The sequence below is a fragment of the Caloramator fervidus genome (assembly GCF_900108045.1).
Classification (GTDB): Bacteria; Bacillota; Clostridia; order Clostridiales; family Caloramatoraceae; genus Caloramator; species Caloramator fervidus.
Genome location: NZ_FNUK01000007.1, coordinates 38,939 through 57,015, shown reverse-complemented (window position 1 = coordinate 57,015; position 18,077 = coordinate 38,939). Strand labels below are relative to the sequence as shown.

The 18,077-nt window shown below is 29.0% G+C and carries 19 protein-coding genes; 17 read left to right on the top strand and 2 right to left on the bottom strand.

Annotation, left to right across the window (positions count from 1 at the left end):
• Position 1 precedes the first annotated feature (1 nt).
• From ileS to aroA, 5 genes are all read left to right on the top strand, one after another.
• The gene (gene ileS / locus C4R78_RS03735; RefSeq protein ID WP_103895765.1) at positions 2–2,797 is read left to right on the top strand and encodes an isoleucine--tRNA ligase; all 2,796 of its coding nucleotides are present in this window, start codon (positions 2–4) and stop codon (positions 2,795–2,797) included.
• Positions 2,798–2,866: 69 nt separating this feature from the next.
• The gene (gene aroB / locus C4R78_RS03730; RefSeq protein ID WP_159945788.1) at positions 2,867–3,934 is read left to right on the top strand and encodes a 3-dehydroquinate synthase; all 1,068 of its coding nucleotides are present in this window, start codon (positions 2,867–2,869) and stop codon (positions 3,932–3,934) included.
• Between the two features lie 4 nt (positions 3,935–3,938).
• Positions 3,939–4,628: a 5'-methylthioadenosine/adenosylhomocysteine nucleosidase gene (locus C4R78_RS03725; protein ID WP_103895763.1), complete on the top strand. Its 690-nt coding sequence runs from the start codon at positions 3,939–3,941 to the stop codon at positions 4,626–4,628.
• 9 nt (positions 4,629–4,637) lie between these two features.
• Positions 4,638–5,411, top strand: coding sequence for a 3-deoxy-7-phosphoheptulonate synthase (gene aroF / locus C4R78_RS03720; RefSeq protein ID WP_103895762.1), 774 nt, complete (start codon positions 4,638–4,640; stop codon positions 5,409–5,411).
• Between the two features lie 4 nt (positions 5,412–5,415).
• Positions 5,416–6,717 (top strand): 3-phosphoshikimate 1-carboxyvinyltransferase, encoded by a 1,302-nt coding sequence (gene aroA, locus C4R78_RS03715; RefSeq protein WP_103895761.1) that lies wholly within the window; start codon positions 5,416–5,418, stop codon positions 6,715–6,717.
• 21 nt (positions 6,718–6,738) lie between these two features.
• Here aroA and C4R78_RS03710 read toward each other — a convergent pair whose 3' ends face one another.
• Positions 6,739–7,293 carry an ECF transporter S component gene (locus C4R78_RS03710; RefSeq protein WP_159945787.1) on the bottom strand — a complete coding sequence of 185 codons (555 nt, stop codon included), beginning with the start codon at positions 7,291–7,293 and terminating at the stop codon, positions 6,739–6,741.
• Positions 7,294–7,437: 144 nt separating this feature from the next.
• On the opposite strand from C4R78_RS03710, the gene C4R78_RS03705 reads away from it, so the two are divergent.
• The 6 genes from C4R78_RS03705 (at position 7,438) to C4R78_RS03680 (ending at position 12,033) form a co-directional block, all read left to right on the top strand.
• On the top strand, positions 7,438–7,716 hold the full coding sequence (locus C4R78_RS03705; protein ID WP_103895759.1) for a DUF5665 domain-containing protein: 279 nt from the start codon (positions 7,438–7,440) through the stop codon (positions 7,714–7,716).
• Between the two features lie 12 nt (positions 7,717–7,728).
• Positions 7,729–8,334, top strand: a complete 606-nt coding sequence (locus C4R78_RS03700; protein ID WP_103895758.1) for a TraR/DksA C4-type zinc finger protein — start codon at positions 7,729–7,731, stop codon at positions 8,332–8,334.
• Between the two features lie 63 nt (positions 8,335–8,397).
• Positions 8,398–8,844 (top strand): signal peptidase II, encoded by a 447-nt coding sequence (gene lspA, locus C4R78_RS03695; RefSeq protein WP_103895757.1) that lies wholly within the window; start codon positions 8,398–8,400, stop codon positions 8,842–8,844.
• A 12-nt stretch (positions 8,845–8,856) separates the two neighbouring features.
• The gene (locus C4R78_RS03690; protein WP_103895756.1) at positions 8,857–9,774 is read left to right on the top strand and encodes an RluA family pseudouridine synthase; all 918 of its coding nucleotides are present in this window, start codon (positions 8,857–8,859) and stop codon (positions 9,772–9,774) included.
• Positions 9,775–9,837: 63 nt separating this feature from the next.
• Positions 9,838–10,374: a bifunctional pyr operon transcriptional regulator/uracil phosphoribosyltransferase PyrR gene (gene pyrR / locus C4R78_RS03685; RefSeq protein WP_103895755.1), complete on the top strand. Its 537-nt coding sequence runs from the start codon at positions 9,838–9,840 to the stop codon at positions 10,372–10,374.
• 84 nt (positions 10,375–10,458) lie between these two features.
• Positions 10,459–12,033, top strand: a complete 1,575-nt coding sequence (locus C4R78_RS03680) for a DEAD/DEAH box helicase (protein WP_103895754.1) — start codon at positions 10,459–10,461, stop codon at positions 12,031–12,033.
• A gap of 22 nt (positions 12,034–12,055) precedes the next feature.
• On the opposite strand, the gene C4R78_RS03675 is transcribed toward C4R78_RS03680, so the two are convergent.
• Positions 12,056–13,798 carry an Rqc2 family fibronectin-binding protein gene (locus C4R78_RS03675; RefSeq protein WP_103895753.1) on the bottom strand — a complete coding sequence of 581 codons (1,743 nt, stop codon included), beginning with the start codon at positions 13,796–13,798 and terminating at the stop codon, positions 12,056–12,058.
• Between the two features lie 73 nt (positions 13,799–13,871).
• On the opposite strand from C4R78_RS03675, the gene dapF reads away from it, so the two are divergent.
• The 6 genes from dapF to rpoZ all read left to right on the top strand — a co-directional run bounded on the left by dapF (position 13,872) and on the right by rpoZ (position 18,067).
• Entirely contained in the window at positions 13,872–14,693 is an 822-nt protein-coding gene (gene dapF / locus C4R78_RS03670) for a diaminopimelate epimerase (protein ID WP_103895752.1), read from the top strand.
• Positions 14,694–14,746: 53 nt separating this feature from the next.
• On the top strand, positions 14,747–15,904 hold the full coding sequence (locus tag C4R78_RS03665) for an aminotransferase class I/II-fold pyridoxal phosphate-dependent enzyme (RefSeq protein ID WP_159945786.1): 1,158 nt from the start codon (positions 14,747–14,749) through the stop codon (positions 15,902–15,904).
• A 114-nt stretch (positions 15,905–16,018) separates the two neighbouring features.
• On the top strand, positions 16,019–16,900 hold the full coding sequence (locus tag C4R78_RS03660) for a YicC/YloC family endoribonuclease (RefSeq protein ID WP_479722862.1): 882 nt from the start codon (positions 16,019–16,021) through the stop codon (positions 16,898–16,900).
• A gap of 16 nt (positions 16,901–16,916) precedes the next feature.
• Positions 16,917–17,204 (top strand): extracellular matrix/biofilm regulator RemA, encoded by a 288-nt coding sequence (gene remA, locus C4R78_RS03655; protein ID WP_103895749.1) that lies wholly within the window; start codon positions 16,917–16,919, stop codon positions 17,202–17,204.
• A 20-nt stretch (positions 17,205–17,224) separates the two neighbouring features.
• Positions 17,225–17,833: a guanylate kinase gene (gene gmk / locus C4R78_RS03650; RefSeq protein ID WP_103895748.1), complete on the top strand. Its 609-nt coding sequence runs from the start codon at positions 17,225–17,227 to the stop codon at positions 17,831–17,833.
• A gap of 3 nt (positions 17,834–17,836) precedes the next feature.
• On the top strand, positions 17,837–18,067 hold the full coding sequence (rpoZ, locus tag C4R78_RS03645) for a DNA-directed RNA polymerase subunit omega (RefSeq protein WP_103895747.1): 231 nt from the start codon (positions 17,837–17,839) through the stop codon (positions 18,065–18,067).
• The last annotated feature ends 10 nt before the right edge of the window (positions 18,068–18,077 follow it).

Sequence of the window (18,077 nt, the reverse complement as noted above, 5' to 3'; positions counted from 1 at the left end):
TATGGACTATAGCAAGACATTGAATCTTCCTCAAACTGAGTTTGCAATGAGGGCTAATTTGCCTCAAAAAGAGCCTGCTATATTAAAAGAATGGGAAGATATCAATATTTATAAAAAAGCTCTTGAAAAAAATAAAAATAATACTCCGTTTATATTACATGATGGTCCACCTTATGCTAATGGAGATATACATCTTGGCCACACATTAAATAAAATATTAAAAGATATGATAAATAAATATAAAACAATGAGAGGATTTTATGCACCATATGTTCCAGGATGGGATACTCATGGTTTACCAATAGAATTACAAGCCTTGAAAAAACTTGGAATAAAAGTTCATGATGTTCCGGTTATTGAATTTAGAAATATGTGTAGGGATTATGCTCTTGAACAAGTTGAAAGGCAAAAGCAACAGTTTAAGCGTTTAGGGGTAATAGGAGATTGGGATAATCCATATTTAACTTTAAATCCAGAATTTGAAGCAAAACAAATAGAAGTATTTGGTGATATGGCTGAAAAAGGATACATATATAAAGGATTAAAACCAGTATATTGGTGTCCATCCTGTGAGACTGCATTAGCAGAAGCTGAAATAGAATATGCCGATGAAACTTCAAATTCTATTTATGTAAAGTTTAGGTTAGTAGATGATAAGGGATTATTTAAAGGTTTAGGAATAAGTCTTGATAATATATATTATGTAATTTGGACTACTACTACATGGACATTACCAGCTAACCTTGCTATATGTTTAGGACCAGAATTTGATTATGTTCTTGCTAGGTTTAATGATGAGGTTTATATTGTTGCTAAGGAGCTTTTAGATAATCTTAAGAGAGCTGCTAAACTTGAAGGTGAAAAGATAATTGCTATATTTAAAGGATATGAACTTGAAGGCCAAGTTTGTAAACATCCATTCTTTGAAAGAGAATCAATAGTTATCGTTGGAGAACATGTAACTTTAGAATCAGGTACAGGTTGTGTTCATACAGCACCAGGTCATGGTGAAGAGGATTTTTATATAGGACAAAAGTATGGACTTGATGTTTTAAATCCTGTTGATGGTAAGGGAAGATTTACTGAACTTGCAGGAAAATATGCTGGGCTTACATATAAAGAAGGAAATAAAGCAATTTTACAGGATTTAAAAGAGAATAACATGTTGCTTGCAGAAGAAAAAATTACCCATTCATATCCTCATTGCTGGAGATGTAAAAATCCTATAATATTCAGAGCTACAGAACAGTGGTTTGCTTCTATTGATGGATTTAGAAATGAGGCTATTGAAGCTATAAAAGAAGTTAAATGGGTTCCTGAATGGGGAGAAGAAAGAATTAAAAACATGGTTGCAGATCGTGGTGATTGGTGTATTTCAAGACAAAGAAGTTGGGGTGTTCCAATACCAATATTTTATTGTGAAGATTGTGGTAAAGAGCTTATTGACAAGAAAGTTATTTATCATGTAGCAGAGATATTTAGACAAAAAGGGTCAAATGCTTGGTTTGAATTAGAAGCTAAAGATTTATTACCTAATGGGACAAAATGTAGCTGTGGTTCAGAAAGGTTTAGAAAAGAAACCGATATAATGGATGTTTGGTTCGATTCAGGTTCAAGTCATGCTGGAGTTCTTGAGGCTAGAGAAGATTTAAGATGGCCTGCTGATTTGTATATTGAAGGTAATGATCAATATAGAGGATGGTTCCAATCTTCATTATTAACATCAGTGGCTACAAGAGGTAAAGCACCATATAAAATAGTTATAACTCATGGAATGGTTGTTGATGGTGAAGGAAGAAAAATGTCAAAATCATTAGGCAATGGAATAGATCCTTTGGATGTAATAAAAGAATATGGAGCGGATGTTTTAAGACTTTGGGTATCTTCTGCTGATTATAAAAGTGATGTTAGAATCTCAAAGGATATATTAAAACAACTTTCTGAAGTTTATAGAAAGATAAGAAATACTGCAAGATTTCTTTTAGGAAATTTATATGATTTTAGTCCTGATGATGATATGGTTCCATATGAGGATATGAATGAGCTTGATAAATGGGCTTTATTAAAATTACAACATTTAATAAAAGAGGTAACTGATGCATATGAAAATTATGAATTCCATGTTCTTTATCATGCTATTCATAATTTCTGTGTTGTAGATATGAGTAACTTCTATTTAGATATTATTAAGGATAGGTTATATACAGAAAGACCTAATTCAAAGGAAAGAAGAGCAGCTCAAACTGTTTTATATACTATACTAGATGCTCTTGTTAAAATGATTGCACCAGTATTATCATTTACAGCAGATGAAATATGGAAGTATATGCCAAAATCTAAGAATAATAAATATGAAAGTGTTCATCTTGCAGACTGGCCAGAAGTAGTGGAAAAATATGTAGATAAAGAGCTAGAAAATAGATGGGATAATATACAAAAAATTAGAGGAGAAGTTTTAAAGGCTCTAGAAATTGCAAGAGCTAATAAAATAATTGGTCATTCTCTTAATGCAAAAGTTGAAATTTATGCAGATGGAGAAACATATGAATTCTTAAATGAAATAAGAGGATACCTTGAAACAGTATTTATTGTATCAAAAGTGGAATTAAATAAGGGAATAGATAAAGCGCCAACATCAGCATATAGTGGCGAAGAAGTAAAGGATATAAAAGTTTTAGTATCTCAAGCAGAAGGTGAAAAGTGTGAGAGATGTTGGGTATACAGTGCTACAGTAGGATTAGATAAGGATCATCCTACTTTATGTTCAAGATGTGTAAATGTAGTTAAAAGTTTATAAATTGAACACCCTTAAAGGGAATTCCCTTTAAGGGTGTTTTTAAAGTAAAACTTTATAAGGGGAATGCTTATGAAAGAGATAAAAGTTAATTCTAAAAAATCTTATAGCGTTTTTATTACCAATGATGTAAATTTACTTAGAGGTTTAATTGATACTTACAAGCTTCATTCTCTATTTATTTTGACTGACGAGAATGTTTATAACCTATATGGGAAATTTTTAGATAAACTTTTTCCTAATATATTAGGTTTAAAAGTTATAAAGCCAGGTGAAAAAAACAAAAATATTAATACAATAATGGATATATATGATTCGTTAATTGAAAAGAATGCAGATAAAAAGACGACTTTGGTTGCTTTTGGTGGAGGAGTTGTTGGAGATATTGCAGGTTTTATTGCTTCAACATATATGAGAGGAATTAAGCTAATTCACGTTCCTACTACTCTTATGGCCCAATGTGATAGTAGTATAGGTGGAAAAAATGGTTTTGATTACAAAGGTTATAAAAATATTATTGGGTCGTTTTATCAACCAGAGTTTGTATTTTCTAATATTAATTTTTTAAAGACTTTGGATGATAGGCAGTATTTAAACGGATTAGCTGAAATTATAAAATATGCAATAGTTTGTGATATTAATCTTTTAAATTACATAAATCAAAATAAAAAAGCATTAAGCGAAAGAGAAAGCGACAAACTATTTCATATTGTATATCAATGTAGTAAAATAAAAGCTAAAATAATTGAAGAAGATGAGTTTGATTTAAATAAACGACAGATTTTAAATTTTGGACATACTGTTGGGCATGCTATTGAAAGTTATTTTAATTTTGAAATTTTACATGGTGAGGCAGTTGCAATAGGAATGATTACAGAAGCTTATATGGCTATGAAGCTAAAATATATAGATGAAAAGCATTTTAACAAAATTGTTGAATTGATAAGTTATTTTAATTTGCCTACAAAAATTAAAGTAGATGATATAGAATTGCTTTTTTCAATAATGCACAAGGATAAGAAAAAAACTGGGGAAAAATTAAAATTTGTTTTGCCATATGACTTAGGTCATGCTATAATAACAACGGATTTAAAAGAAAATTTTATATTTGATGCATTAAAATACTGCTTAGGAGGGTAGACTTATGATAGGAATAATTGGAGCTATGGAAGAAGAAGTATTAGAATTAAAAAATATGATGGAAGTTGAAAGAATAGAAAAAAAAGCTAATATGGAATTTTTTAAAGGAAGATTGCTTGGAAAAGACGTTGTAGTTGTTAGAAGTGGTATTGGTAAAGTAAATGCAGGTTTATGTACCCAAATATTAATAGATGATTTTAATGTAGATATTGTTATAAATACAGGTGTTGCAGGTAGAGTAAATGAAATGTTAAATCCTGGAGATGTTGTTATTTCAAAAGATTTAGTTCAACATGATGTTGATGGTACATGTATTGGTTATAAGCCAGGTCAAATTCCGAGAATGGATGATTATATTTTTAAGGCGGATGAAAGACTTATTGACTTAGCTTTAAAGGCTACTAAAGATATAAATGAATTTAAAGTTTATGTAGGCAGAATTGCTACAGGAGATCAAGTTATTGCTGACTCTAAAAAATTGGTTTGGCTTAGAGAAACTTTTGATGCTCTAGCGGTTGAAATGGAAGGTGCATCGATTGCTCATGCATGTTATGTAAATAATGTCCCATTTGTTGTAATAAGGTCTATTTCAGATTTTGCGGATGAAAATCATGTAGCGGATTATGAAAAATATATTGATATAGCTATAAAAAATTCAATTTCAATTTTAACTAATATGATAAGAAACTTGTAGGTGATTATTATGGTTAAAAAAATTTCTGAGGGTCCAAAACCTAGTTTAGAAAAGCCTATTATAATTGCTGGACCGTGTAGTGTTGAAAACTATGAGATTATGGACAAAACTGTTAAGTTTTTAAAAGAATTAGGTGTAGAATTTATAAGAGGTGGAGCTTTCAAACCAAGAACTTCTCCTTATAGTTTTCAAGGACTTGGGCTTGAGGGGATTGAGATACTAAAGGATATGAAATATAAGTATTCTGTAAAAATTGTATCAGAAGTGTTAGATGTTAGAGATTTAGAGGATATGCTTGAAGTTGTTGATGTAATTCAAGTTGGTTCAAGAAATATGTATAATTATCCGCTACTTAAAGAACTAGGAAGAATAAATAAAACAGTTTTATTAAAAAGAGGTATATCTGCTACTATAGAAGAGTGGTTTAATGCTGCAGAATATATAGCTTTAGAAGGAAATAGCGATATAATATTATGTGAACGTGGTATAAGAACTTTTGAAACTTACACTAGAAACACCTTAGATTTAAATTGCGTTCCTGTGGTTAAACAAAATACTAGTTTAAGAATTATTGTAGATCCAAGCCATGGAACTGGCAGAAGAGAACTAGTTAAGCCTTTAAGTTTAGCTGCTATTGCTGCTGGGGCTGATGGGCTTTTAATTGAAGTTCATCCAAAACCAGAAAAAGCTTTATCAGATGGATTTCAATCGGTAGATTTTGATGAATTTAAAGAAATTTATACGAAGGTTTTAGATGTTTTTTCTTGCATAAATTTGAGGTGATACGATGAATATAATTGTTAAAAAATCTTATTCTTTAAAGGGAAGAGTAACCCTTCAAGGGGATAAATCAATTTCACATAGAGCAGCTTTGATTTTGCCACTGTGTCATGGAGATGCAGTGGTTAAAAATTTTTTATTTGCAGAGGATACGTTAAATTCTTTAAAAGCTATGGTTATGCTAGGGGCTGATATAAAAATAAAAGATAACCATGTTTTGTTTAAATCAAGGGGATTAGAAAGCTTTAAAGTTCCTAATAAAGCAATTTATCTTGGGAATTCAGGGACTTCTATTAGACTTTTATCAGGAATTTTAGCATCTTTAAAAGGATATTCGTTATTGTATGGCGATGAATCTTTATGTAAAAGGCCCATGAAAAGAATTATAGAACCTTTAAGTAGGATGGGAGCATACATAAGTTCAATATTAAGAAATGATAAGGCACCTTTATTAATAAAAGGAGATAGTTTAATAGGAATCGAATATGATATGAATATTCCTTCAGCCCAAGTAAAATCTTCTATTTTACTTGCTTCTCTTAGTGCAAATGGTAAAACAGTGATTAGAGAAAAAGTAAAAACAAGAGATCATACAGAAAGAATGTTAAAATATTTAGGGGCAGATATAAAAATTGATGGTGAAAAAATTATTTTATTTGGGGGCCAAAAGCTTCAAGCAAAAAACATATTTATTCCAGCGGATTTTTCGTCTGCAGCTTTTATAATTGCGGCAGCAGCTTTAACAGATGATTCACAGGTAATTATTGAAAATGTTTTATTAAATCCAACAAGAACAGGATTTTTAAAAGTTTTTGAAAAAATGGGGGGAAACTTTGAGGTATTTAATGTAAGGGAAGAAAATGATGAAATTGTTGGTGATATAAAAGTATGGAGCAGTAATTTAAAGGGAGTTACAGTAGAAGGGGATATAATTCCTACACTTATAGATGAAATACCGTTAATTGCGGTTTTAGCAGCTTTTGCTGAAGGAGTAACAGTTATAAGTGATGCAAAAGAGTTAAGATATAAAGAAAGCGATAGAATAGAGAGTATATATTATAATTTAAAAATTATGGGTGTTGAAGCTGAAACTAAAGAAGATGGCTTAATAATTCAAGGAAAATCTTTTAAAAGAAAAGAAAGCTATGAGTTTTATTCTTTTAAAGATCATAGAATAGCAATGGCATTTTCATTAGTAGGATTTGTTTTAGATAACGTTTTAGTTTATGATTGTGAAAATATAAGAACTTCATTTCCAGATTTTATTGATGTTTTTAAAAAGATTAATGGCAATATAGAAAGGCGCTAGAAATTTAGCGCCTTTTTTACTTTATTTATTAAATTTTAATGCTTTAACTATACTTGTAACTATAATAATTGCTACTATTAATTCTAAAATTCCATTTTTTATTCCGACGAGTAGTAAAAATTTACCTAATGTTTCGATAGCAATTTTTTTTATGTTTGCAAAGGTTTGAGCTGCGAAGATATATATCATAGATAGCACTAAAGTAGTATTTGTTAAAGTTCCTAAAGCAGCAGTTAAGGAAGCATTCTTAGTTTTTTTGTAAGTATAAGCAGAAATAATGCCGATCATAATCCTTGGGAAAATTGATACCATTGGGTTAATAAAGACTGGAGCTAAAGGTCCTGAAAGATTACTAATTAAGCTTGAAAGCCCAAATATTAACCCTACTACTATTCCACCGTAAAATCCTTCATAAATTGATGCTATAATTACTGGGATGTGCATAAAAGTTACTCTTATAGCTCCAAGTTGAACATACCCAAAAGGGGTAAAACTCATAAAAATAGCTATTGCACTTAAAATAGCTATTCGAGTTATTGATTTGATGCTTATGTTTGTTGAAACGTTTGATAACATAAAAACACCTCCATGTTCCGGCCATAAAGGTCCAGACATATTTACCTTAATATTTTATAATTTATAGAAAAAATATGCAATGGTTATTTAAAAAAATACATAATTTATATCTATGTTTGGAAAAATAACTTTGGAGGGTTTATTATGGAGGAAGATAAAAATCTAGAATTGTTAAAAACTTTATCCTTGCAATTAGAAAAAGCTAAAATAGGTGATTATGTTGATATGATGCAAAATCCTGTTAGGATGATATTTTTAAATTTTTTTTCAGGAATAGCACGGGGGTTTGGAATAGGAATAGGTTTTACTATTTTAAGTGCTGTTGTTATATATATCATGCAAAGATTAGTTGTATTGAATTTACCTTTAATAAGTGGAGTTGTTTCAGAAATAATAAGGCTTGTTAAGTATAGAATTCCTTAAGGAGTGAGTTTTATGGAAAAAAATAAGCTGAAAAAATATAAAGACAAGTTAGTTCTTGAAAGGAAAAAAATTTTAGAAACCATTGATCTTATGTATAAAAATGGACTTTCAGCTTCTCAACAGGAGGAATTAGGAGAGCTTTCTGTAAATGATAATCATCCTGCGGATATGGGAACAGAAATGTTTGATAAGGAAAGAGGTTTTGCACTTTTAAGCAATGAAAAAAATATTTTAGTTCAAATAGACAATGCTCTTGAAAGAATTGAAAAAGGAAATTATGGTATATGTGAATTTTGCGGTAAAGAAATAGAAGAAGAAAGGTTGGATTTTATACCTTATGCAACAAGATGTGCAGAATGTGAAAAAAATGTTGTAAATTATAATACTTTTAGATATGATAGGCCTGTTGAGGAAGAGGTTTTAAACTATCCATTTGGAAAAAGTTTTAATGATATATCTGAATCCGTTGAGTATGATGGAGAAGATGCATGGCAGGATGTAGATGAATTTAATAAGATCCCCAAGATGAAACGAAACTATGATGATGAGTATATTAGTGGAACAGTTGAACAAATTGATAATATTAGTAATCAACAATATAAAAATCAATTACCCTAGGACTTGCATTAATGCAAGTCTTATTTTATTATTTAAATAGTTAACTTAGAAATGGGGGATTTTATGCAACTGTTTTATATTGCTTTAATAATATTTATTGATCATTTAACTAAATATTTAGCTAAAATAAAGTTTTCATCGGGAAAAGAATTAACATTAATTCAAAATTATTTAGAATTTACATATGTTGAAAACAGAGGAGCTGCTTTTGGAATACTAAAAGAAAAAAAGTTTTTTCTAGTAGGATTTACTATACTTGCAGTTTCTTATATGTTGTATTACCTAGTTGCTAATAAAAATTTAAATAAGTGGTATAGGGTAAGTTTAATACTTATTATTTCAGGAGCTATTGGAAATTTAATAGACAGAATTTTTAGAGGTTATGTTATTGATTTTATTCATTTTTATATAAAAAATATTTTCGATTGGCCTGTATTTAATGTTGCTGATATATCTGTGGTTTTAGGATCTATTTTACTTGGAATTTCAATGATTTTTATTAAAGAATAATGGAGTGATGCTATGGCAGAGGTAAGAACATTTGTAGTAGAGGATATCAATGTAGGAAAAAGAATTGATGTATATTTAAGTGAAATTATAGAAGATATGTCTCGTTCAAGAATTCAAAAACTTATTGAAGAAGAAAAAATAAAAGTTAATGGTAATGTGACAAAAAGCAACTATAAAATTAAAGCTAATGATGAAATAACTGTTGAAATACCAGATCCAGTTAAATTAGAAATTGTTGCAGAAGATATTGAAATTGAAATACTTTATGAGGATGATGATATAGTTGTTGTAAATAAACCTCAAGGCATGGTTGTTCATCCAGCTGCAGGAAATTATACAGGAACTTTGGTTAATGCATTATTAAAGAAATGTAAAACTCTTTCGAGCATCAATGGAGTAATAAGGCCAGGAATTGTTCATAGAATAGATAAGGATACTTCAGGGGTTCTTGTTGTTGCTAAAAATGACTATGCTCATCAGCATTTAGCAGAGCAGATAAAAGAGCATACAGTAAAAAGGATATATATAGCTTTAACTGAAGGTGTAATAAAGCAGGATATGGGAACAATAGATAAGCCTATAGGCAGGCATCCTGTTCACAGAAAGAAAATGGCTATAGTAGAAAATGGTAAAAGAGCTGTTACGCACTTTAAAGTCCTTGAGAGGTTTAAAGAAAACACTTTAGTTGAGGCAAGGTTAGAAACAGGAAGGACTCATCAAATAAGAGTTCATATGGCTTCAATTGGTCATCCTTTAGTTGGGGATCCTGTTTATGGTTATAAAAAACAAAAATTTAAGTTAAATGGGCAAGCCCTTCATGCTAAAGTTTTGGGTTTTATACACCCTAGAACAGGTAAATATATGGAATTTTCTTCACCACTGCCTGATTATTTTGAGGAGCTTATTGAAAAATTAAGAAAAATGTCTTGATGTTAATAAAAATATATGCTATTGTATAAAGAAGCTATTTTTAACAGTGTTAGGGGTGATAAAGTGAGGGAGAAGGCAATCCTTCTAGATGAAAATAGTATTGCAAGGGCGCTAAAAAGAATTTCCCATGAAATTATAGAAAAAAATAAAGGGGTAGATGATATAGTTTTATTAGGTATTAAAACAAGGGGGGTTCCATTAGCAGAAAGAATTGCTAATTATCTTGAAATGTTTGAAGGACAAAAGGTACTGGTAGGACAAATAGATATATCTTTATATAGAGATGATTTAACAGAAAAATACGACGAACCTAAAGTTGGAATTAATAAGTTGGATTTTGATATAAAAGGTAAAAAAGTAATATTAGTGGATGATGTGATTTTTACAGGACGAACAGTAAGAGCAGCATTAGATGCTGTTATGGATATTGGAAGGCCTAGGTTAATACAGCTTGCTGTTTTAATTGATAGGGGGCATAGGGAATTACCAATAAGGCCTGACTATGTTGGTAAAAATGTTCCAACTTCATTAAATGAAATAATAGAAGTTAAGTTAACTGAAACTGATGGTATAGATAAGGTTATAATTTTGGAAAAGTAATTGGCACTTAATTTAATAAAATATAATTTTTGTGCCGGTTTAACCGGCACAATTTTTTTGCATAATAATAGATGAGGTGAGAATATGGAAAAATTAAGCTTTAAAGAATTAAATTTATCTAAAGAAATTTTAAAAGCAATTGAAGATTTAGGCTTTGAAGAAGCAACTCCTATTCAGTCAAAGGCAATTCCTACTGCTTTACAAGGTAAAGATATAATAGGGCAAGCTCAAACAGGAACTGGTAAAACTGTTGCTTTTGGAATTCCTGCTATACAAATTATAGATACTAATGTAAATAAAATACAATCTATAATTTTATGTCCTACAAGAGAACTTGCTATTCAAGTGTCAGAAGAGTTAAAAAAATTATCAAAATATATAAAACAATTAAATATACTTCCTATATATGGAGGACAATCGATAGAACGGCAAATTAAAGCTCTAAAAAATGGAGCACATATAATTATCGGAACTCCTGGCAGAATTATTGATCATATTAATAGGGGAACTTTAAAACTTGATGATGTAAGAATGTTTATTTTAGATGAAGCAGATGAGATGCTCAATATGGGATTTATTGAGGATATAGAATACATTCTACAGAAGACTCCAAAGGATAAACAAACTTTGTTGTTTTCGGCTACAATGCCTGGACCTATATTGGATTTGGCAAAGAAGTATTTAAAAAATCCTGAGTATATAAAGGTGGTTCATAAAGAGTTAACAGTTCCAACTATTGAACAGTATTATTTTGAGGTAAAGGAAAAAGATAAAATTGAAGTTCTTTCTAGACTTTTAGATATTTATAATCCTAACTTAGCTTTGGTGTTTTGCAATACTAAAAAGAGAGTTGATGAAGTTGTAACAAGTCTTCAGGCAAGAGGGTATAACGCGGGTGCTCTTCATGGGGATATGAAACAGCCTCAAAGAGATAAGGTTATGTTAAAATTTAGAACAGGTCAAATAGATATATTAGTTGCTACTGATGTTGCTGCTAGAGGGATTGATGTTGAAAATGTAGATGTTGTATTTAATTTTGATGTTCCACAAGATGAAGAATATTATGTTCATAGAATAGGGAGAACAGGAAGAGCAGGAAGATATGGAAGGGCATTTACTTTTGTTTCTGGTAAGGAAATATATAAGTTAAGAGATATACAAAAGTATACTAAAACAAAGATAAAACTTGAGAAAATACCTACTCTTCATGATGTTGAAGAAAGTAAAGCAAGTTTAATAATAGATAAAGTAAAAAGAATAATAAATGAAGATAATCTTGAAAGATATATTGATATTATAGAAAGAATAATAAATGAAGAGTATACATCCTTGGATGTTGCAGCAGCTTTGTTAAAGATAATTATAAATCAAGATAAAAGGTTTGAAGATATAGATGATAATAAAGTAGACTTTGAATCTGGTATGGTAAGATTATTTATTAATGTTGGAAGAAATCATAAAATTAGTCCAAAAGATATCGTTGGCGCAATAGCAGATAAAGTTAAGTTGCCAGGAGACTTAATAGGAAGAATAGATATATATGATAAATTTTCATTTGTAGAAGTTCCAGTTGAATATGCAAAAGAGGTTTTAGAAATAATGAAGGATAATACAATAAAGGGTAAAAGGATTAATATAGAAATTGCAAAAAGTAAATAAGAGGTTGTATTATTACAACCTCTTAATCTATTTTTTGGATGGTTTTTATTTTTTCTTCGTTAGGTGTTACAAATATTGTTTTGTTGGTGTAATATATAACCATTCCTGGCTTAGAACCGGAAGGTTTTTTAACATTTTTCCTTTCAGTATAATCAACAGGAACGTTAGTAGATTCTCGTGCTTTACTATAATATGCTGCAAGATGTGCAGCTTCAATTAAGGCAGTATCACTAACTTTACCATTTTTACTTTTAATTATAACATGAGAACCGGGAATATTTTTTGTATGAAGCCATATATCGTCTTCTTTAGCAAATTTTAATGTTAAGTAATCGTTTTGAATATTGTTTTTACCTACATAAATGTCATATCCATCGCTAGAAATATAATGGTGTGGCTTAGATTTTATTTCCTTTTTGCTTTCTTTTTTTTGTTTAAGGTATCCCATTGAAATGAGTTCTTTTTTTATTTCTTCTAAGGTTTCAAAATCTGTGGCTTTTTCTGCGCTAAACAAGATTCCTTCCAGATATTCTTTTTCTAATTTAGCTTCTTCTAATTGTTTAGTTAGAGTTTCTACTGTATTTTTTTCTTTAGAGTATTTTTTGTAATATTTTTGAGCGTTTTCTATAATATTTAAATTAACATCTAATGGTATTTCAATTGGAGTATAATCTGGATCGTAAAAATTTGGAAGAATTATTTTTTCAAGATTGGGTTTTATGTTATATTGATTTGCCATTAATATATCAGCATATATTTTATAAAGTTCATAATTTTTGCATTCGTTTATTTTGTTTATGTATTGTTCTATTTTTTTGTTGTTTTTTTCGATAAATCCCTTTACTATTTTTATAAGATCATTATATTTTTGTTTTATTAAGTCTTGAAAGTCTTTCTCGCTATAATATATATCAAGAAGTTGGAAAGGAGAAGAAAATTTTTCTTTTTTATAATTTTTATAATCATCTATGTCAAAAACATAATAATCTATTAATTTGTTATTATTATCGCGATATAAGAAAAAATCAAAATCATTGCTTTTTATTTTACTTAAGTAATAAAAGAATTTGTTTCTTATAGTTAATATATCATTTTCATTAAGTTCATTTATATTTAAGTTTTCATATTTACCGCAAATTTGATTTATAAAAATTTTACTTAATCCAAGAAAATTTTCTAAAAAGAAACTTGATACTTTTTTATTTGTATTTTTAGAGAGTAATTCGTTAAACGTTTCATTTGTTATGTTTAAAGGATTTATCCTATTGTTTGTAGGAGGAAGAATATAGTTTGCCCCTGGTAGAACTATTCTATATCTGTTAATGTCACTGTTTAAATGTTTTATAGCATCTACTATTATATATTTATCATTTAGAAGTATTATATTACTATGTTTTCCCATTATTTCTATGATAAGATGATAGTAATTTAAATAACCTAATTCATCTTTGCTTTCTAATTTTATTTCTACAATTCTATCAAAGTTTAATTGATTTATTTCAATAATTTTTGAATTTAGAATATGTTTTCTAAGCACCATAACAAAGTTTGGAGCAACATCAGGATTATTACGATTTATATTGGTAATTTGAATTCTTGGAGATGATGGATTACATGATAGTAATAATTTGTAGTTGCTTTTATTTTTTCTTAAATGTATTATTATATCATCTTTAGAGGGTTGATATATTTTATCTAATTTTGAACCTACTATATCAGATAAATTTTGAACTATTGCTTTTATAAATACTCCGTCCATTGGCATATTTATTCCCCCTTTTTATGATCTTTAATTGATTATAACATTATAATAGTAAATGTAAAAGGAGGTATATTATATGTATTTTGCTAAAATGCATGGTTTAGGAAATGATTTTATAATAATAGAAAATTTAGAAGAAAACTTTTTAGATTACTCAAAAATTGCAACAAAGGTATGTAACAGACATTTCGGAATAGGTGCGGATGGGCTTTTAGTTGTAGAAAAGTCTGATAAAGCTGATATAAAAATGCTTATTTTTAATAGTGATGGAAGTCAAGCAGAAATGTGTGGGAATGGTATAAGATGTTTTGCTAAGTATGTATATGAAAAAAAGATAGTTTCTAAAAACATAATAGATGTAGAAACTTTAGCAGGGGTACTGAAAGCAGAGTTGAGAGTTATTAATTCTAAAGTTGATACAGTTAGGATAAATATGGGTAAACCAGTAATAGATAAAATATCTTCCATATATAATTCAAATCTAAATAATTTGAATTATGATATAAAAATTGATAATAAAGTTTTTAAAGCTTCTACTATTTTAATGGGTGTTCCTCATACTGTCATCTACGTTAATGAAATTGATGAAAATGAAATATTATTTTATGGTCCTAAAATTGAAAAATTAGATATATTTCCTAATAGGACAAATGTAAATTTTGTTAAAATTGTAGATGAGAAAAGAATCCAAGTAAGAACTTGGGAAAGAGGAGCAGGATTGACATTGGCATGTGGAACAGGTTCATGTGCTGCTGTTGTTGCGTGTTACTTAAATGGATTAACATATAATTTAGTTAATGTTGAACTTGCTTTTGGGAAGCTTAAAGTTGAATACATTGATGATGTGTATATGGAAGGGCCTGCAGAATTTATATGTGAAGGTAATTTTGTTTTGTAACATTACTTTTCCCCCAATAATATTATATATTAACAAGCTTTGGGGGGATTACTTTGAAACTATCTAATAGAATTTTAGAGATACCAAAATATATATTTTCAAGGCTAGAGGAACAAAAAAACAAATTATGTAAAAATAATGTAGAAGTAATAGACCTAAGTATAGGCGATCCTGATATTAGAACTCCTGATTTTATAAAAGAAGAACTTATAAGAAATTTAAATAGTGAAAATTATTATAAATATCCTCCCTACAGCGGTGTTAAGGAATTTAAAATAGAAGTTGCAAATTTTTATAAAAGACATTTTGGAGTAGAGCTGGACTATGAAAATGAAGTAGGAGTTCTTATAGGAGCTAAGGAGGGATTAGCACATATTTTTTTAGCACTTACGGATCCTGGGGATTATTGCTTAATTCCAGAACCTTCTTATCCGGTATATAACTTTGCAGCTATTATTTCTGGTTGTGTTCCATATAAGATTTATCTTTCAGATAAAGAAGATTATTTACCAAACCTTGGGAAAATATCTCCTGAAGTATGTAGAAAAGCTAAATTATTTATAGTAAATTATCCTAATAATCCAACTGGAGCATGTGCAAGTTTAGATTTTTATAATGAATTAATAGAATATGGGATAAAGAACGATATAATTATCATTAACGATGCTGCATATTCTAATATTGTTTGTGATGATAAATATAAAATAAGTTTATTACAAGCTAAATATGCTAAAAAAATAGCAGTTGAAATAGGAAGTCTTTCTAAAAATTTTAATATGACAGGTTGGAGAATAGGGTATATTGTAGGAAATAAAGAAATTATAAGAAGGCTTTTGACTATTAAATCAAATATTGACTCTGGACAATTTATTCCTATTCAATTAGCAGGTGCATGCGCTTTAAAAGAAGGAGATAATTTTATTAAAAGTATGAATGATATTTATAATCTAAGAAGAAAATTTGTTAGCTCTCTATTGAATCAAAAACAAATAGAAGTATATAATAGTAAAGGAACATTTTATGTATGGTTTAAAGTACCTAATAATTTTTCTTCACAGCAATTTTGTGAGTTTGTTTTAAATAAGGCATATGTTATGTTAACTCCAGGGGAAGCTTTTGGTAAAGCAGGAGAGAAATTTTGTAGGCTTTCATTAACTGCAGATTTTGACAGACTGAAGTTAGCAATAGATAAAATTTGTGAAGTTTTATGATATGGCATGCTTATGCATGCCTATCAATTTTAATTTGACCTTGAAAAAAAGATATATTATTATGTATAATTAGAAAGAATGTAATGTATTATTATATTAAAGCGGTAGGTGAATATGATGATTAAGAGTATGACAGGATATGGAAGAGGGGAAGTTGAGGAAAATAACCGAAAATTCGTTATAGAATTAAAATCAGTAAATAATAGGTACTTAGATGTTAACATACGTCTTCCAAAGCAGCTTTTAGCTTTAGAAGATAATATTAGAAAGTACATATCTTCAAAAATTTCAAGAGGTAAAGTAGATGTATTTATAAATCAAGAAAAGTTTGCAGATAATGATATAAAGATTTCTTTAGATGAGAAAGTAGCTCAATACTACTATAATGTATTTATGCAATTGAAGGAAAAGTTCAATTTATCTGAAGAAATAGGCCTATCTCTTTTTACAAAGTTTTCAGATATAATAATTGTTGAAAAAAATGAAGAGGATTATGAAAGTATATGGGAAACAATGAAAAAGGCATTAGATCAAGCGTTAAGTGTTTTTATTGACATGAGAATAAGAGAAGGTTTAAAATTAAAACAAGATATATTAGAAAAGTGCAACATAATAAGTCAAAAAGTAGATGAAATAGAGCGTAGAAGTCCTATGGTGGTTGAAGAATATAAGGAAAAAATAAGGGAACGAATAAGTGAGTTTTTAAAGGATGTTGAAGTAGATGAAACTAGGTTGTTAAATGAAGTAGCTTTTTTTGCTGATAAAGTTAATATAAATGAAGAAATAATCCGTTTAAAAAGTCATATCGAGCAGCTTAAAAATACCCTTGAGAGTGAAGAAGCTGTAGGTAGAAAACTTGATTTTTTATTGCAAGAGATGAATAGGGAAACAAATACTATAGGGTCTAAAGCAAATGATTTGGTAATATCTAATTTGGTTATAGATATAAAAAGTGAACTTGAAAAAATAAGAGAACAAATTCAAAATATTGAATAATTTGGGAGGTTAAAATATGGGAATAAAACTTATAAATATTGGTTTTGGTAATATAGTTTCAGCAAATAGATTAGTTGCAATAGTTAGTCCAGAATCTGCACCAATAAAAAGAATAATACAAGAGGCAAGAGATAGAGGAATGCTAATTGATGCAACATATGGAAGAAGGACTAGAGCAGTAATTATTACTGATAGCGATCATATAATTTTATCTGCAGTTCAGCCAGAAACTGTGGCTCATAGATTGATGTCAAAGGATGTTGAAGAAAATATAGAAGATACCGAAGAAAATAATGAAGAATAAATAAAAGAAAGGAGTATAGGATGAAAAAGCGGGGGTTGCTAATAGTAATTTCAGGTCCATCAGGTGCAGGTAAAGGAACAATATGCAAAGCCTTATTGCAAAAGAATAAAGATTTAAAATTATCTGTTTCATGCACGACAAGAGCGCCTAGAGAAGGTGAAAAAGAGGGAGTTAATTATTATTTTGTTTCCAAAGAAAAGTTTGAAGACATGATACGAAAAAATGAGTTTTTAGAATATGCTACTGTTTATGGAAATTATTATGGAACACCAAAGTCTTATGTTGAAGAAGAATTAAACAAAGGAAATGATGTAATACTGGAGATAGATATACAAGGGGCATTAATGGTAAAAGAAAAGTATCCTGATGGTGTGTTTATATTTATTTTACCACCATCTATGGAGGAATTGAAAAATAGAATTATTAAGCGCGGTTCTGAAACAGAGGATTCTTTGAAGACAAGATTTAATTCTGCTTTTGAAGAAATTAAGTATATGTCAAATTATGATTATGCAGTTGTGAATGATTATGTAGAAGAAGCTGTTAAAAAGATAGAATGTATAATTATTGCTGAGAAATGCAGATGTAGTAGAGTTATGGATACAGTATGTTTTAATCAGGAGGGATGATGAATGAATTTAGCTAAAGAAAGTTCAATGATAAATCCACCTATAATGTCTTTGCTTGATAAGATAGATAATAGATATTCTTTAGTTGTAGTTACAGCTAAAAGAGCTAGGCAATTAGTTGATGGAGCACAACCTTTAGTTAAAGTGGACTCAAATCAGCCTGTTACTATTGCTATTCATGAAATAAATAATGGAAAGATTAAATATCATGCAGTTAAGTCTGGAATTAAGTAATATTGAGGTG

What these genes read in the sequence shown, in the direction of transcription:
- dapF (WP_103895752.1), top strand. Translation starts at nt 13,872, where the DNA reads ATGTATTTTGCTAAAATGCATGGTTTAGGAAATGATTTTATAATAATA.
- C4R78_RS03705 (WP_103895759.1), top strand. Translation starts at nt 7,438, where the DNA reads ATGGAGGAAGATAAAAATCTAGAATTGTTAAAAACTTTATCCTTGCAA.
- C4R78_RS03700 (WP_103895758.1), top strand. Translation starts at nt 7,729, where the DNA reads ATGGAAAAAAATAAGCTGAAAAAATATAAAGACAAGTTAGTTCTTGAA.
- ileS (WP_103895765.1), top strand. Translation starts at nt 2, where the DNA reads ATGGACTATAGCAAGACATTGAATCTTCCTCAAACTGAGTTTGCAATG.
- C4R78_RS03690 (WP_103895756.1), top strand. Translation starts at nt 8,857, where the DNA reads ATGGCAGAGGTAAGAACATTTGTAGTAGAGGATATCAATGTAGGAAAA.
- C4R78_RS03660 (WP_479722862.1), top strand. Translation starts at nt 16,019, where the DNA reads ATGATGATTAAGAGTATGACAGGATATGGAAGAGGGGAAGTTGAGGAA.
- aroA (WP_103895761.1), top strand. Translation starts at nt 5,416, where the DNA reads ATGAATATAATTGTTAAAAAATCTTATTCTTTAAAGGGAAGAGTAACC.
- aroB (WP_159945788.1), top strand. Translation starts at nt 2,867, where the DNA reads ATGAAAGAGATAAAAGTTAATTCTAAAAAATCTTATAGCGTTTTTATT.
- C4R78_RS03710 (WP_159945787.1), bottom strand. Translation starts at nt 7,293, where the DNA reads ATGTTATCAAACGTTTCAACAAACATAAGCATCAAATCAATAACTCGA.
- rpoZ (WP_103895747.1), top strand. Translation starts at nt 17,837, where the DNA reads ATGAATTTAGCTAAAGAAAGTTCAATGATAAATCCACCTATAATGTCT.
- C4R78_RS03680 (WP_103895754.1), top strand. Translation starts at nt 10,459, where the DNA reads ATGGAAAAATTAAGCTTTAAAGAATTAAATTTATCTAAAGAAATTTTA.
- C4R78_RS03675 (WP_103895753.1), bottom strand. Translation starts at nt 13,798, where the DNA reads ATGCCAATGGACGGAGTATTTATAAAAGCAATAGTTCAAAATTTATCT.
- lspA (WP_103895757.1), top strand. Translation starts at nt 8,398, where the DNA reads ATGCAACTGTTTTATATTGCTTTAATAATATTTATTGATCATTTAACT.
- aroF (WP_103895762.1), top strand. Translation starts at nt 4,638, where the DNA reads ATGGTTAAAAAAATTTCTGAGGGTCCAAAACCTAGTTTAGAAAAGCCT.
- gmk (WP_103895748.1), top strand. Translation starts at nt 17,225, where the DNA reads ATGAAAAAGCGGGGGTTGCTAATAGTAATTTCAGGTCCATCAGGTGCA.
- C4R78_RS03725 (WP_103895763.1), top strand. Translation starts at nt 3,939, where the DNA reads ATGATAGGAATAATTGGAGCTATGGAAGAAGAAGTATTAGAATTAAAA.
- remA (WP_103895749.1), top strand. Translation starts at nt 16,917, where the DNA reads ATGGGAATAAAACTTATAAATATTGGTTTTGGTAATATAGTTTCAGCA.